Here is a 14,637-nt window from a genome sequence, read left to right as displayed (position 1 = left end):
ACCAGGAGAACTTAAATAGCCTGACACCGTTAGAATACCGGTATCAGACTGTTGCATAGATTTTTGTTTTTTTACTGTCTACTTGACAGGGTGCAGTTCAGCGGTGGCCTTACACGTTACCTTCTTTCTATATGCTTTGTTAAGAGATAGATGGAATGATCAACACCTATCACTATGATAAGCAAGTTATTTTTTAGCTGCAAAAGTTGAAGAATTGTGTTAATACAAACAAATATAGGCATTTTTTCAATATGTATATTAATTGTATTCTTTTCCAACTGCCTCTACAATATAGGCATACGTAATCCATAGAGGAGGAATAACATGAAGAAACGGCAGCTTGGTACAAGCAACATTGAAATCTCTGATTTAACGCTTGGCTGTATGTCCCTGGGAACGAATGCTGAGCAAGGTAAAAAAATGATTGATTATGCTTTAGATAAAGGGATTAATCATCTGGATACGGCAGACCTTTATAATTTTGGTGAAAATGAAAAAATTGTTGGTGAAGCAATTAAACACCGCAGATCTGATGTAATTGTTACAACAAAAGTCGGAAATCATTTCCAGGAAGGAAAGGATGACTGGTTCTGGGATCCATCGAAAAAATATATCCACGAAGCAGTCCGTAACAGCTTACAAAGATTAAATACAGACTATATCGATGTGTATATGCTGCATGGCGGTACGTTAGATGATCCTGTCAACGAAACCATTGAAGCTTTTGAAGAACTAAAGAAAGATGGTTTAATCCGCACATATGGAATTTCCTCTATTCGTCCGAATGTCGTCCGTGAATACGCAATCCGATCTTCTATCGATGTTTTAATGACACAATTCAGTCTCTTGGACAGGCGGCCGGAAGAAGCAATTTTGCCAATTGCAGAGGAAAATCAAATCAGTATCGTTGCCCGTGGTCCGCTTGCGAAGGGGCTGCTGAGCAATAAAGCGGATGAAGTACTCGATAAAAAAGGAAAAGATGGATATCTTGATTATTCTTACAATGAATTAAAATCACTTTACTATGAACTTGAACAGGCATTACCTGACAGCTCGCTCCAACAATTAGCAATGTACTACGTTGCCAATCATCCTGCTGTTACATCAACAGTATTTGGAGCAAGCTCATTAGAGCAATTAGAACAAAATATTGCTATCCATCAATCTATTAATGAAATCACCGACGCTGCATATCCTATCCTGCAACAGCTGGCAAAAGCTACTCAATATGAGCAGCACCGCTAGAATTAATAATATTCCAGTTATTCTGAGACCTTGAGGCATTAAAAATAACCGGCCAGCTTCAGAAAGGCATCCTTGCCCTTCTGAAGCTGGCCATAAACACGTGATTATTTTTTATCAAATTGAGATTTTAAGGCTTTTTCCATTAATCCCGGGAATAAGCGGTACAATATACTTCCAGCTTCCATCCACCATGGCATATTAATTTCTCTTCTATTAGTAAATAAAGAATGAACTACTTTAGATGCAACTTTTTCGGGCTGCAGCATATATTTTTCAACATTCTGCTGATAAGTGCCATCCTTATCCGCCAACTCAAAAAAGTTTGTCTTCACAGGACCGAGATTTACAGAAGTAACCGTCAGACTGCTTTCTCTGGTTTCTTGTCTGAGTACATTCGTAAAGCCCAGCATGGCATGTTTGGAAGCGACATAGCCTGCAGCTTTGGGTGTTGGCAATTTTGCTGCCTGTGAGACAATATTTATAATATGTGATCTCCCTTTAAACTGCAGAAAATGCGGCAGAAATGCTTTCGCATATTGGATGCCTGCTAAAACGTTCACCTGAAACATTTCCTCTAGCTCTTTCATATCTATTTCTTCTACCTTCTCAAATACTCCAAATCCTGCATTATTAATTAATCCATGAATGCGTTTCTCTGTTTCCATTATTTCATTAATCTGCTTATCAATCGCTTCCCGTGAAAATTTTTCAATCGGATAAACCTTACAAAAACCATTATTTCCCTCTATTTCACCAGCTAATTCTTCCAGTAATTCATTTGACCTTGCTATCAGGATAGGTATACCGCCATGAGCAGCGATTTCCTTGGCAATCTCTCTTCCTATCCCTTTAGATGCGCCGGTAATAATAATTTTTTTCTCATTTACGGCATGATTTCTTCCTATTTTCATAATTATCGACCCTTACTACATATAATTATTTAAGTGGACATACTATACCTATTGTACAACGAATCAATTACCCCGTACACCTGTTTAAACATTGACTTATAAACAAAAATCTAACACAATGAAGTTGGGGGTGAGACCATGACATCCATTATCGCACACCGGGGAGCAAGCCGATATGCCCCTGAAAACAGTTTCCCTGCATTTAAGCTTGCATACGAAATGAAAGCAGATGGAATTGAAACAGATGTACAATTAACCAAGGACAATATCCCTGTCCTTTTCCATGACGAAAGCTTGAAACGGATTTTTGGAGAAAAAGGCTGGGTTAATCAATATACACTGGAGCAATTAAAACAACTGGATATGGGGAAATCCTTTCATCCTAAATTTACAGGAACAAGAATTTTATCTTTAGAGGAATTTCTTGCCTGGATAAAAAATACACCGTTAATGCTTCATTTAGAATTGAAAAATAATAAAATTGAATATAAGAACCTGGAGGAAATTACATATCAGCTAATCGAACAATATCAGATGTCAGATAGAACCTACTTCTCTACATTCTCTGACGCAAGCATAACGCGCCTGGCAAACTTTAAAGAGATTTCAAATATTGGCTGGTTGACAAAGCGAATCAGAAGGGATTTATTAGCATATGCTCTATCAATTGGAGCAACAGCTATTCATATAAAGCACACTCTCATGCGGCAGCGTCTTGTAAATGAGGCTTTAAAAAGCGAGATACCAGTACGGGTTTATACAGTCAATTCATCCCATCTTTTAAACCGGTGCTTTGCATACAAAGTAGACAGCGTATTTACTGATGTTCCTGACAAAGCATTTGCTGCACGGAAAAAATTATATCGCAGTTTTTTGATTTAAAAAGGGACAATCATCAATTTTTAGCCTTTTACATTGATGATTGATGCGTATTTGGGTAAAATCTTTAATTATACTATTATATATAAAGTGAGATGGAAACATGGAAATTACTTTCTTAGGCACTGGAGCCGGACTTCCTTCTAAGGAAAGGAATGTAACAGCAATTGTGCTGAGTATGCTGCAGGAACTAAATGAAGTTTGGCTGTTTGATTGTGGAGAAGCAACACAGCATCAGCTGCTTCATACAAAAATTAAACCAGGAAAAATTAATAAAATTTTTCTTACCCATATGCATGGAGACCATATTTATGGATTGCCGGGATTTTTAAGCAGCCGCTCTTTTCAGGCTGGTACAGATAGACCGATGACTGTCTATGGCCCTGAGGGAATAAAGGACTTTATTGAATATACTTTAAAATTGAGTCATACCCATTTAACTTATCCTCTTACAATCATTGAAATAAATGAAGGATTATTATTTGAAACTGAAGCAATCAAAGTATATGCAAAAAAACTTGCACATGGCATACCAAGCTTTGGTTTTCGTATTGTTGAAAAGGATAAACCGGGCGAGCTGCTTGTTGAAAAATTAAAAGAAAAAGGTGTTCGTCCCGGTCCGATTTACGGGGAGATAAAAGAAAACCCTACTGTCACTCTTGAAGATGACAGTGTTATTCATCAAAAAGATTTTATCGGCCGTCCTAAAAAAGGCAGGATTATTTCTATTCTTGGTGATACAACCTATCAGACGGCCCATGAAGAATTTGTTAAAAACAGTGATCTGTTAATTCATGAAGCAACCTTTGCTGCAGATAAAGAAACACTCGCAAGCAACTATTTTCATTCAACAAATATACAAGCTGCAAAATTAGCAGCTGACGCCAGCTGTAAACAATTAATTTTGACACATATATCTTCAAGATATCAATTTTCTGAAATGGATGCGTTTCTTGAAGAAGCAAGAGAGATGTTTTCAAATACTTCTGTTGCGAGCGACTTTAGTGTGTTTCAATTATAGTTTGAAGTGTGTGTTGAAAAAGACTGATAAAAGGACCGGGAAGTTCGAGGCAGCGTAAGCTCCTGAGCAGCACATCGTATGCACTTAAGTACGTAAGCATGCTTCATAAAAAGTCCTTTCACGAAGTGTCATTTTTATTAGACTTTTTGAACATCCTCTTAAAGGAAGAAAGGGAGAGACAGATTTGATGACCTTACAAGAAAACTATCAACAAATCGTTGACGATCACCGGAAATATGTTGAGCAAGGAAATACGGTTGATTATACATTTCGTAAACATCAATTAGAAAAAATAAAAAAAATACTTAAAGACTATGAAACTGAAATATATGATGTACTAAAAAAAGATTTAAATAAACCCGATCATGAAATTATCACTACCGAGATTGGAATTATTCATACAGAGTTAGATTTTACTATCAAAAATCTCCGTTACTGGATGCAGCCTGAAAAAGTTGCCTCTCCATTAACCCATAAAGGCTCTAAAAGCTTTATTATGAAGGAACCGCTCGGTGTTGTACTGGTTATATCGCCATGGAACTATCCTTTGCAATTATCCCTGGTGCCGATTATTGGAGCACTCGCAGCCGGCAACTCAGTAGTATTGAAGCCTTCTGAGCATGCTCCACATACCTCTGATCTTCTTGCCAGAATGATAGAAGAGAATTTTGATCCATCCTATTTCTCCGTTATTCAGGGTGCTGTTGAAGAAACAACTGAGCTGTTAAAACAGCGGTTTGATCATATTTTCTTCACTGGAGGAAGTGCTGTTGGAAAAATCGTTATGCGTGCTGCAAGCGAACATTTGACACCAGTCACATTAGAGCTCGGCGGAAAAAGCCCTGCCATTGTCGATGAAGATGCCAATATCCAAATTGCTGCTAAACGGATTGTTTGGGGAAAATACACAAATGCCGGACAAACCTGTGTTGCTCCAGACTATTTATTAGTACAGGAGTCCGTTAAGTTCAAACTGCTGAAAGCAATGAAAAAACAGATTAAATCTATATTTGGTAAGAATTTAAGCCAGGGTGAAAATTTTTCTAAGATTATAAATGAAGATCATTTTAAACGTTTAGTTGCGTTCCTGAATGAGGATCATATTGTACACGGCGGAGAATATAATCAGGAGAAGCTTATCATTGAACCTACCATTCTTGATAAGATTGATTGGGAAGATCCAATTATGCAGGAGGAGATATTTGGACCAATTCTGCCAGTGCTGCAATTTGAAAATATTGAGGATGCTCTTTCACTGATTAAATCGAAGGAAAAACCATTGGCTCTATATTATTTTGGTGAAAACCCAAGAATGCAGTCCCAAGTAATGGAATACGTTTCATTTGGCGGCGGCGCTATCAATGATACATTCTTCCATTTGGCAAATCCATATCTTCCATTTGGCGGTGTTGGACAAAGCGGTATGGGAAGTTATCATGGAAAAGCCAGCTTTGATACTTTTTCACATCAGAAAAGTGTGTTAAAACAGACCACGAAATTCGATTTTCCGTTCCGTTACACAGGCGGCACAGTTTCGTCGAATATTTTAAAGAAATTCCTGTCATAATAAATAAAAGCCTTGATTTTACATCTATTAATGTAGCTGTAAAATCAAGGCTTTTTATAATCATCTAAAAAATCCTTTTGAAAGCTTGTTCGCGGCTGCTGTTCTTTATCCTTTTCACTATTCAGAGATAGAAATACATTCTTGCCATATTTATCTGCCAGTTCTTCCATTGTTTCATACAGTTTTTCTTTCTTAACATTATCGCGGTAGGTAAACAAGTCCAACTGCTCCCCTACTTGCCGTTTCTCCTCTAAATTTTGCAGGGAAACACCTAACAGCCGGACAGGCTCTTCGTTCCAATGTTTTTTTAATAATTCTTTCGCTACAAAAAGGATATCCTTTTTCTCATCAATATATTTTTGTAATGTCTTGCTGCGTGTAATGGTTTGATGGTTATGAAAACGAATCATCAGCTGGACGCTTTTCCCTGTCGCACTCTTTCTTTTTACCCTTTTAGCCACATTTTCAACGAGGTGGTCCAGCAGCTGATGCAGCTCATCCCAATCTGTTGAATCATGCGCCAAGGTTTGTGAGCTGCCGATACTTTTAAAATCATGCACTGCTTCCGGATCAACTGGCCGGTAATCTACCCCATTGGCAAGATTCTTTAATCTTTCTCCATTTACGCCTAATAATTGCTTTAAAGAATAAACATCATGTGCAGCCAGATCACCAATTGTATGAATCGATACTTTCTTTAATTTTTCAGCCGTTTTTGCTCCGATTCCGTGCATCTCTTCAATTGGCAGCGGCCATAGTTTCGATGCTAATTCACGCTTGCGCAGAATCGTTATTCCTAAAGGCTTCTTCATATCTGATGCCATTTTCGCCAAAAATTTATTCGGTGCAATGCCGAGACTGCATGGAATATCCAGCTCTCTTAAAATCCTCTGTTGAAGATATTCAGCAATTTCTACGGGAGTACCCAGTTCTTTTGTATCTGTAATATCCAGATACCCTTCATCAATTGAAACCGGCTGGACTAAGGGTGTAATTTCAGAAAGCATCTTAAAAATAGCGCGGGATGCTTCCCGGTATCTGTCAAAATTAGGTCGCATCAATAATAAATCAGGGCATAGTTTTTTTGCCTGCCAAACCGGCATAGTTGTTTTAACACCTTTCGCTCTTGCCTCATAGCTGCTTGTTACAATAATACCTTTGCGTTCTTCCGGATTACCTGCTATGGCAATCGGCTTTCCCTTTAATTTCGGGTTATGCGCCATTTCCACAGATGCGTAGAAACAGTTCATATCAATATGAAAGATTACACGTCCCTTTGAATTTGCAGAATAAGCCATGTTATCACCTCTATTCTATAAAAAGAGAACACACTCCATCATGGAATGCGTTCTCCTCCCTGTTTCCGCAGAAAACCGCTCCAGGAATTGATGCTTTTATCTTATTTTGCTGCGACTCTAACAATCTCCACAATAAATTCTGTTACCTTTACAAGATCTTCCGTTTTGATTCGTTCATTCGTAGTATGAATTCCCTCGTAGCCGACAGCTAAGTTTACAGTAGGGATGCCATATCCTGCGATAACGTTAGCATCACTGCCGCCTCCGCTCTGCTCTAATTTACTTTCTCTGCCGATCGCACGTGCAGCTTCACGGGCTACCTCTACGACTTGAGAGCCCTCTTCAAAATGGTAGCCGGGATATGCGACAACAACGTTCACATCTGCTGATCCGCCAAGCTCTTCTGCTGCCTCTTCGAAAGCTGTTTTCATTTTACCGACCTGCTCTTCCATCTTCTCAGACACTAACGAACGTGCTTCTGCTAAGATTTCTACATGATCAACTACAATATTTGTCTGCTTGCCGCCTTCAAACCGGCCAATGTTTGCTGTTGTATCCTTATCAATCCGGCCTAACGGCATTTTAGAAATTGCTTTGGAAGCAATCGTAATAGCAGAAACTCCTTTTTCGGGCTCCAATCCGGCATGGGCAGTTTTTCCCGTAATGGTTGCGTGAATTTTTGCCTGGGTTGGTGCAGCAACGACAATATCGCCAACATCGCCATTACTATCCAGCGCATACCCGTAACGTGCATCCAGCTTAGAAGAATCTAATGCTTTTGCGCCGACTAAACCGGATTCCTCACCTACTGTAATAATAAATTGAATCTGTCCATGGGGGATATTGTTTTCCTGAAGCACTCTAATCAGCTCAAACATGGCTGCTAAGCCTGCTTTATCATCTGCTCCGAGGATTGTATCCCCCTCAGAAGATATAATGCCATCTTTAATAATTGGGCGGATTCTCTTGCCTGGAACAACAGTGTCCATATGAGAAGTAAAATAAATTGCGTCAGCAGTCTCTTTGGTTGCCAGTAATGTACAAATTAAATTACCTGCTCCATGGCCAGTCTGCTCTTTTGAATTATCTTCTTCCACCTGGACACCTAAAGCTTCAAATTTTTTTGTTAAAATCGATGCTATCTCTCTTTCGAACCCTGTTTCAGAGTCCACTTGAATAAGTTCTAAAAATTCATTAACTATTCTTTGTTCATTCACACTCATATTTGTAACCTCCTATCCAATAGGCTACTATATTTTTTAATTTTTTTACAGTAGAAAGCCTTAAATTGCCAGTCTTCTAATGCAGAATAGATAAAATGATAAAGAACGTTTCTGGAAAAGTTTATATTATTAACTTGTCTGATCAACAAATTCGCGTTAGAATAACGATAGATGATATCGGAGGATGAAGGAGGATTTTTCATGGCAGCAAAACAATCCGTGCAGAAAAAACAGTCTAAACGGGCACGACGCAATAAAATTATCGTATATTTCATGGTCGCTCTTATGGTTATTTCAGCAATTACAGCTGGGTTAGCAGCATTTGTCTAAAAAAAGTCTGTACAGAAATTTACTCCACTAATTTCTGTACAGATTTTTTTATAATCCGTTTCATATGTAACTCAACTTTCGCACCTAACAATAAACATATAAATCTTGCTGTTCCAAGATGTACATGGTCTCTGTTAACATGCTTGCTTTTAGTTAACTCATCTTTTTATTTTTTGAACAGGTTATTGTGTATAGCTTCCGCTCCGGCCAACCACTCCGCTTTCCGACGTACAAATGTTTCCGGTGGGACGAGTAATCGCAGTCCCAGGACGTACTAGTGCAGACGTTGCAACAACTCTTTTCAATGGGGTGAGTAATCGCAACCCCAGGACGTTGCGACCTTAGTCTGCCATGGGGACGGCTTCAGCTAACTTGAAAAGAAACCCGCTTTTCAAGTGGATCTTCAGCTCGCCCTGTTCCCATAGGAGTCTACGTGGTTGGCCTGCGCTCTAATAGGATTCTACAGCATATGGAAGAAATAATATCATGATGAAGTTAGATGAAATCATCGTTTTTAGCCTAAATAAAAATGCTGGTGTTTCAAATGGTTTTTTAGCAGTTCAAATCATGACAGCATGAATAATTCATATCGAGAATAGCTTTCATACACCAAAAACAAGGATTGCTGAGCACGTTTACCATGCAACACAAAAATTTCTTCTGTCTGATCTGCCTTTTATTTGTTCAGTTATTTCAACTGTATAGAATATCCTGCTAGCGGAGGCGGACCGTTTTGACTCCTGAAAGGAAAGCGGAAAGCGTCGTTTAAAAACGTAACAGCTGGACCGAAGCAACTGAGATAAAGGAATCACCGTGAGTTTACGAACGGATGATGACTTTCACCCGCGGGGCATAAGCGCGACTTTAGCTCTGTCTGCGCCTGACGGCTTGCCAGTCGCTAAGTCTTCTTTATCGTAGGGCGCTGTCGGGAAGTTGTCTAGTTTTTGACGCTTGTAGCTGGACAGGGATTAGCACCATCTGAAGATCCACTTTTGCCAAGTGCTCTTCTTGGCAAAAGTTAGCTGAAGAGCGTGCCCCTAGGAAAGCAAAACGGTCCGCCGTAGCGGTCGCCTTTACACTTTACCTTCTATCTTTAGCAACAGATATATAGAAGAAATGATTAACCCATGTTCCTGTAGATAGAAAGTTTCTTTTTAAAGTGCGAAAGTTAAATAACAATAGATAAGAAAATTTTTAATTGATTTTAATTTTTCTTTTCTTCCAATGAGATACATCACTTTTCTTAAATTTATTCTTAATAATCAAGTATTCCTCTATTTCATTCAATAATTGAAATAAATATGCTCTTGTTTCAAACTCTTCCCTTGTCTCCGGTAAATCCTCAGCATGAAATTCTCTTTTTAGTTCCTTTAATTCCTCTAAAAAGGTAATAGCTGTATTTCCTGGATGGACGGATTTTGATAAACGCTCAAAGAAATCCGCAACTTTAATTGCAATGGCATCTGTTTTTGGCAAATGCGTTACTAAAGGTAGCATTTTCTTTAAAAGTTCAAATTGTCTTTCTCTCATTTTAAAATAATTATAATAAGTATGTTCATTCCGCAGCAGGTGATTTTCTCTATCCCGAATGACTAATCGTTTTGCTTCAACAAGTATGTCTTCTGTAATCGCAATTTCTTTTCCTTGCCACATTTCATTTTCATCTCGAATATATAGAGAATATTCATATAAAATACGGCTGAAATTACTTTCTAATCGAAATTGCAGCTTCTTTAATTTATTTTCTAAGCTCGGCATATAAAGATTCAGCAACAGTCCAGTTCCGAGTCCGATAGTAATAAGAACGAACTGCTCTCCAATCAAAGAAAGCGTCACCTGTCCAGATCCATACAGGTTCAGCATGACAACGGAACTGGAGGCAATACCAGGAGTTGCCTTCAACGCCACCGTTGCAGGAATAAATAATAGAAGCAATATACATATAGAAATTGCATGATAGCCAATTAATTCAAAAATGACACATGAAAAAACAACGGCTGCTGCACACGCAACAAACCGTTGCCAGGCACTTAAAAAGGAAGACTTTCTTGATGGCTGTATACATAAAATTGTTAGAATCCCTGCTGAAATAAAATTCGAAAGACCGACCCATTGTGCCAGCGATATGGCAACTGGAGTCCCGATAGCAGTTTTTAAGGTGCGGTATCCAATTTTCACCCTTTATGTACCTCCTGAGGTATTTTCACATAAGTAAAGCAAAGAAGGCTGCCATTTGGCAGCCTATCTATAATTCCTTACACTTCTTCACAATATTGATCAAACAGATTTTGAAGTTTAGCAGAAACATCCATTGCACTATGTCCTTCAATTTGATTTCGTTCTACCATTGCAAGGATATTTCCATCCTTAAGCAATGCGAAACTTGGTGAAGACGGTGCAAATCCTTCAAAATAAGTTCTTGCCTGTGCTGTTGCTTCCTGATCCTGACCAGCGAATACTGTCACTAAATGATCCGGACGCTTATCATAATGAATCGCATTTCCTGCCGCCGGACGAGCTACTCCGCCTGCACATCCGCAGGTAGAATTAACCATAACAAGGGTTGTACCTTCACGGGACAGCGCTTCATCCACTTCTTCTGCTGTACGCGCTTCTTCATAGCCTGCTTCCGTTATATCTGTTCTGGCAACTTTAACTACATCCTGCATAAATAAATCAAAATCCATTGAACTCCACCCTTTTGCTTAAAATATATTTATAGCTTATCAGCTAGTCATTAAAAATTCAATCTATCGGCTTCCACTCTATTAGAGAATGTTCAAAAAGTCCAATAAAAATGACAGGACACTATACGAACTGCGGGTTTATTTACCGGACTTTTTGAACATGCACTATTAATAAAGGGTGATGGAAGATTCATTCATACCTTCAAGAATTTCTTTTACACGGGCTAAAAATCTTCCACATACCAGTCCGTCTAAAATACGATGATCCAAGGAAAGTGATAAATTCACCATGTCTCTGGCTGCAAACATATCATCAATAATAACAGGACGTTTTACAATCGATTCCACCTGTAAAATTGCCGCCTGTGGAGAATTAATAACTCCCATCGACGAAACGGACCCAAAGGAGCCTGTGTTATTGACAGTGAATGTGCCGCCCTGCATATCCTCTGGAGATAGTTTACCTTGGCGGGCTTTTGCTGCCAGTGTTGTAATATCTCGGGCAATTGCCTTTATTGTCTTTTCATCTGCATGTTTAATCACAGGAACAAACAATTCTTTATCCTTGGCTACTGCAATGGATAAATGAATATCCTTTTTCTGAATAATCTTATCTCCAGCCCACATGCTGTTTAATTCAGGATATTCCTTTAAGCCCTGTGCAACGGCCTTTACAAAAAATGCAAAAGGAGTTAAAGAGAAGCCTTCCTGATTTTTAAATGATTCCTTTACACGATTACGGTATTTCATTAAGTTCGTAACATCTGCCTCTACCTGCATCCAGGCATGGGGAATTTCTTGCTTCGAACGGGCCATATTTTCAGCAATCACTTTCCGGACACCCTTCACAGGAATTTCAATATCTCCTGCCGAGGTTTGTATGCTTTCTTTTGGTGCAGACGGTCCTTCTTTTGCTGGAGCTGTTTCTGCTTTCTTCTCTTCAGAAGACTTTGCCTGTTCTTGAGGTGTTCCTCCATTTTCAATACGCTTCTCGACATCTTTTCTGGTAATTCTTCCACCTTTGCCTGTTCCTTCAATTTTATCCAGGTCGATATTATGCTCCTGAGATAAACGTAATACAGCAGGGGAATATCTTTTTTTCATTGAACTGTCTTTATCGGCAGCTTCTTTCTTAGCTGTACCATCTTCCGTATTTGAATCTTTTTCACCAGATGCTTCCGAATCTCCTGAAACAGCAGCCTGATCTGTTTCTATATAACAGATCAGGGCCCCGATCTCCACTGTTTCTCCTTCTTCTACCACAAGCTCTGTGATTGTCCCTGTATAGGAAGAGGGGACTTCTGCATTTACTTTATCCGTCATTACTTCAGCAATAGGGTCGTATTTATTCACCTGGTCCCCAACAGAAATAAGCCAAGTACTGACCGTTCCTTCTGTTACACTCTCACCAAGCTGAGGCATTGTCATTTTTTCAACACTCATAGTTCTACCTCCAATTAATATTCCGCAAGGTCGCGCATTGCTTTTTCAACTTTATCCGGGTTTAACATAAAATATTTTTCCATTGTCGGTGCATAAGGCATTGCCGGCACATCAGGACCGGCCAGACGCTGGATTGGAGCATCTAAATCAAATAAGCAATTCTCTGAAATAATGGCAGCTACTTCACTTATTACGCTGCCTTCTTTATTGTCTTCCGTAACAAGGAGCACCTTTCCGGTTTTGCTTGCTGCTTTTATAATAGCCTCCTGATCCAGCGGATATACCGTACGTAAATCAAGGATATGTGCTTCTATTCCGTCTGCTGCTAATCTTTCGGCAGCCTGTAACGCAAAATGAACACATAGACCATAAGTAATGACAGTAATATCGTCGCCTTCTCTTTTTACATCTGCTTTACCAATCGGAAGGACATAATCATCCTCAGGTACCTCTTCCTTCAATAAACGGTAAGCACGCTTATGTTCTAAAAATAAGACGGGATCATTATCACGTATAGAAGCCTTCAACAATCCTTTTACATCATACGGACTTGAGGGCATAACAATCTTTAATCCCGGTTGATTTGCAAACAATGCTTCTATAGATTGAGAGTGATACAAAGCGCCATGTACGCCGCCTCCATATGGAGCCCGGATCGTAATAGGACAATTCCAATCATTATTGGAGCGGTAGCGGATTTTTGCAGCTTCGGAAACTATTTGGTTTACTGCCGGCATGATAAAATCAGCAAATTGCATCTCTGCAACCGGCCGTTTCCCGTACATCGCTGCACCAATAGCAACCCCGGCAATAGCAGATTCTGCCAGTGGTGTATCTAATACACGGTCTTCCCCAAAAGTATCATAAAGTCCATGGGTTGCTTTAAACACGCCGCCTTTTTTACCTACATCCTCACCAAGAATAAATACATTCTCATCTTTTTGCATCTCTTCTTCCAGAGCTGCTGTAATTGCTTGTATATAAGACATAACAGGCATTGATTATTCCCCTCCTTCGTCCAATTCCTCATAAACATACTTCAATGTATCCTCTGGAGCTGCATATGGAGCTTTTTCTGCATAATCTGTTGCTTCATTCACGATTTCATTCAGGCGCTCATGAATTTCTTTTTCTTTTACCTCATCTATAATATTTTTTTCTTTTAATTTTTCAGCAAATGTAATAATGGAATCCTTCTCTTTCGCTTTCTTTACTTCATCCTGTTCCCGATAAACACGGTCATCATCGTCACTGGAATGTGCTGTGAAGCGGTAGGTTAATGCCTCAATCAACGTTGGACCTTCCCCGTTGACAGCTCTTTCTCTTGCTTCTCTGACCGCCTGATAAACAGCAATAGGATCATTTCCGTCCACAGTAACTCCCGGCATACCATAAGACGATGCCCTTTGGGAAACCGTCTCACTTGCTACTTGGCGGTCGTAAGGTACAGAAATAGCATATTTATTATTTTCAACCATTGTGATAACTGGAAGCTTATGGACTCCGGCAAAGTTTAAGCCTTCATGAAAATCACCTTGATTGGAAGAACCCTCTCCCAGAGTAACAAAAGTCGCAATATCTTTTTTATCCATTTTGCATGCTAATGCTACACCAACCGCATGAGGGACTTGCGTTGTTACCGGAGAAGAACCGGTCAGAATGCGATTTTTCTTTTGACCAAAGTGACCCGGCATTTGACGGCCCGCTGAATTTGGATCTTCTGCTTTTGCGAATGCAAATAACATTAAATCTTTTGCTGTCATTCCAAAAGCTAAAACAACCCCTAAATCTCTATAATACGGAGCTGTATAATCAACAGACCGGTCCAATGCAAAAGCTGCTCCGACCTGTGCTGCTTCCTGCCCTTGACAGGAAACCACAAATGGTATTTTCCCTGAACGGTTTAACAGCCACATTCTTTCATCTATCTTTCTTGCTAACAGCATCATTTCAAACATTTCGACAGCCATCTCGTTACTAACATTTTCCCAAGATGTTTGTTTCATATATTTCCCTCCTTCAGCCATTTCACA

At 39.3% G+C, this 14,637-nt stretch carries 13 protein-coding genes; 5 read left to right on the top strand and 8 right to left on the bottom strand.

Annotated elements, in window-relative coordinates; all coding sequences use genetic code 11:
* Positions 1-324: 324 nt before the first annotated feature.
* A complete protein-coding gene (locus tag IEX29_RS17460) occupies positions 325-1,245 on the top strand; it encodes an aldo/keto reductase (RefSeq protein WP_188735668.1) in 921 nt (306 codons plus the stop codon).
* A gap of 104 nt (positions 1,246-1,349) precedes the next feature.
* On the opposite strand, the gene IEX29_RS17455 is transcribed toward IEX29_RS17460, so the two are convergent.
* Positions 1,350-2,156 (bottom strand): SDR family NAD(P)-dependent oxidoreductase, encoded by an 807-nt coding sequence (locus IEX29_RS17455; protein ID WP_188735666.1) that lies wholly within the window; start codon positions 2,154-2,156, stop codon positions 1,350-1,352.
* A 138-nt stretch (positions 2,157-2,294) separates the two neighbouring features.
* Between IEX29_RS17455 and IEX29_RS17450 the strand changes: the two genes are divergently transcribed.
* The 3 genes from IEX29_RS17450 (at position 2,295) to IEX29_RS17440 (ending at position 5,623) form a co-directional block, all read left to right on the top strand.
* The gene (locus tag IEX29_RS17450) at positions 2,295-3,038 is read left to right on the top strand and encodes a glycerophosphodiester phosphodiesterase (RefSeq protein WP_188735664.1); all 744 of its coding nucleotides are present in this window, start codon (positions 2,295-2,297) and stop codon (positions 3,036-3,038) included.
* Positions 3,039-3,138: 100 nt separating this feature from the next.
* Complete coding sequence (gene rnz / locus IEX29_RS17445) at positions 3,139-4,056, top strand: ribonuclease Z (protein WP_188735662.1); 918 nt, start codon at positions 3,139-3,141, stop codon at positions 4,054-4,056.
* A 187-nt stretch (positions 4,057-4,243) separates the two neighbouring features.
* Complete coding sequence (locus IEX29_RS17440; RefSeq protein ID WP_188735661.1) at positions 4,244-5,623, top strand: aldehyde dehydrogenase; 1,380 nt, start codon at positions 4,244-4,246, stop codon at positions 5,621-5,623.
* Between the two features lie 44 nt (positions 5,624-5,667).
* On the opposite strand, the gene IEX29_RS17435 is transcribed toward IEX29_RS17440, so the two are convergent.
* Together IEX29_RS17435 and IEX29_RS17430 are read right to left on the bottom strand one after the other, a co-directional pair.
* On the bottom strand, positions 5,668-6,921 hold the full coding sequence (locus tag IEX29_RS17435) for a DNA polymerase IV (protein WP_188735659.1): 1,254 nt from the start codon (positions 6,919-6,921) through the stop codon (positions 5,668-5,670).
* 101 nt (positions 6,922-7,022) lie between these two features.
* Positions 7,023-8,144: a M20/M25/M40 family metallo-hydrolase gene (locus IEX29_RS17430; protein ID WP_188735657.1), complete on the bottom strand. Its 1,122-nt coding sequence runs from the start codon at positions 8,142-8,144 to the stop codon at positions 7,023-7,025.
* A 201-nt stretch (positions 8,145-8,345) separates the two neighbouring features.
* Between IEX29_RS17430 and IEX29_RS27070 the strand changes: the two genes are divergently transcribed.
* A complete protein-coding gene (locus tag IEX29_RS27070; RefSeq protein WP_268239086.1) occupies positions 8,346-8,474 on the top strand; it encodes a hypothetical protein in 129 nt (42 codons plus the stop codon).
* Positions 8,475-9,668: 1,194 nt separating this feature from the next.
* On the opposite strand, the gene IEX29_RS17425 is transcribed toward IEX29_RS27070, so the two are convergent.
* The 5 genes from IEX29_RS17425 to IEX29_RS17405 all read right to left on the bottom strand — a co-directional run bounded on the left by IEX29_RS17425 (position 9,669) and on the right by IEX29_RS17405 (position 14,610).
* A complete protein-coding gene (locus tag IEX29_RS17425; RefSeq protein WP_188735655.1) occupies positions 9,669-10,652 on the bottom strand; it encodes an aromatic acid exporter family protein in 984 nt (327 codons plus the stop codon).
* 77 nt (positions 10,653-10,729) lie between these two features.
* A complete protein-coding gene (locus IEX29_RS17420) occupies positions 10,730-11,161 on the bottom strand; it encodes a BrxA/BrxB family bacilliredoxin (RefSeq protein WP_188735653.1) in 432 nt (143 codons plus the stop codon).
* Positions 11,162-11,329: 168 nt separating this feature from the next.
* On the bottom strand, positions 11,330-12,604 hold the full coding sequence (locus IEX29_RS17415) for a dihydrolipoamide acetyltransferase family protein (protein ID WP_188735651.1): 1,275 nt from the start codon (positions 12,602-12,604) through the stop codon (positions 11,330-11,332).
* Between the two features lie 14 nt (positions 12,605-12,618).
* On the bottom strand, positions 12,619-13,602 hold the full coding sequence (locus IEX29_RS17410; protein ID WP_188735649.1) for an alpha-ketoacid dehydrogenase subunit beta: 984 nt from the start codon (positions 13,600-13,602) through the stop codon (positions 12,619-12,621).
* A gap of 3 nt (positions 13,603-13,605) precedes the next feature.
* Positions 13,606-14,610 (bottom strand): thiamine pyrophosphate-dependent dehydrogenase E1 component subunit alpha, encoded by a 1,005-nt coding sequence (locus IEX29_RS17405; RefSeq protein WP_373290690.1) that lies wholly within the window; start codon positions 14,608-14,610, stop codon positions 13,606-13,608.
* Positions 14,611-14,637 lie beyond the last annotated feature (27 nt).

Origin of the sequence: Oceanobacillus neutriphilus (assembly GCF_014645515.1) — a bacterium.
In the GTDB taxonomy this organism is placed as follows: domain Bacteria; phylum Bacillota; class Bacilli; order Bacillales; family Amphibacillaceae; genus Oceanobacillus; species Oceanobacillus neutriphilus.
The sequence above is the reverse complement of the archived record's forward strand: the minus strand, read 5'-3'. Positions and strand labels throughout refer to the sequence as shown.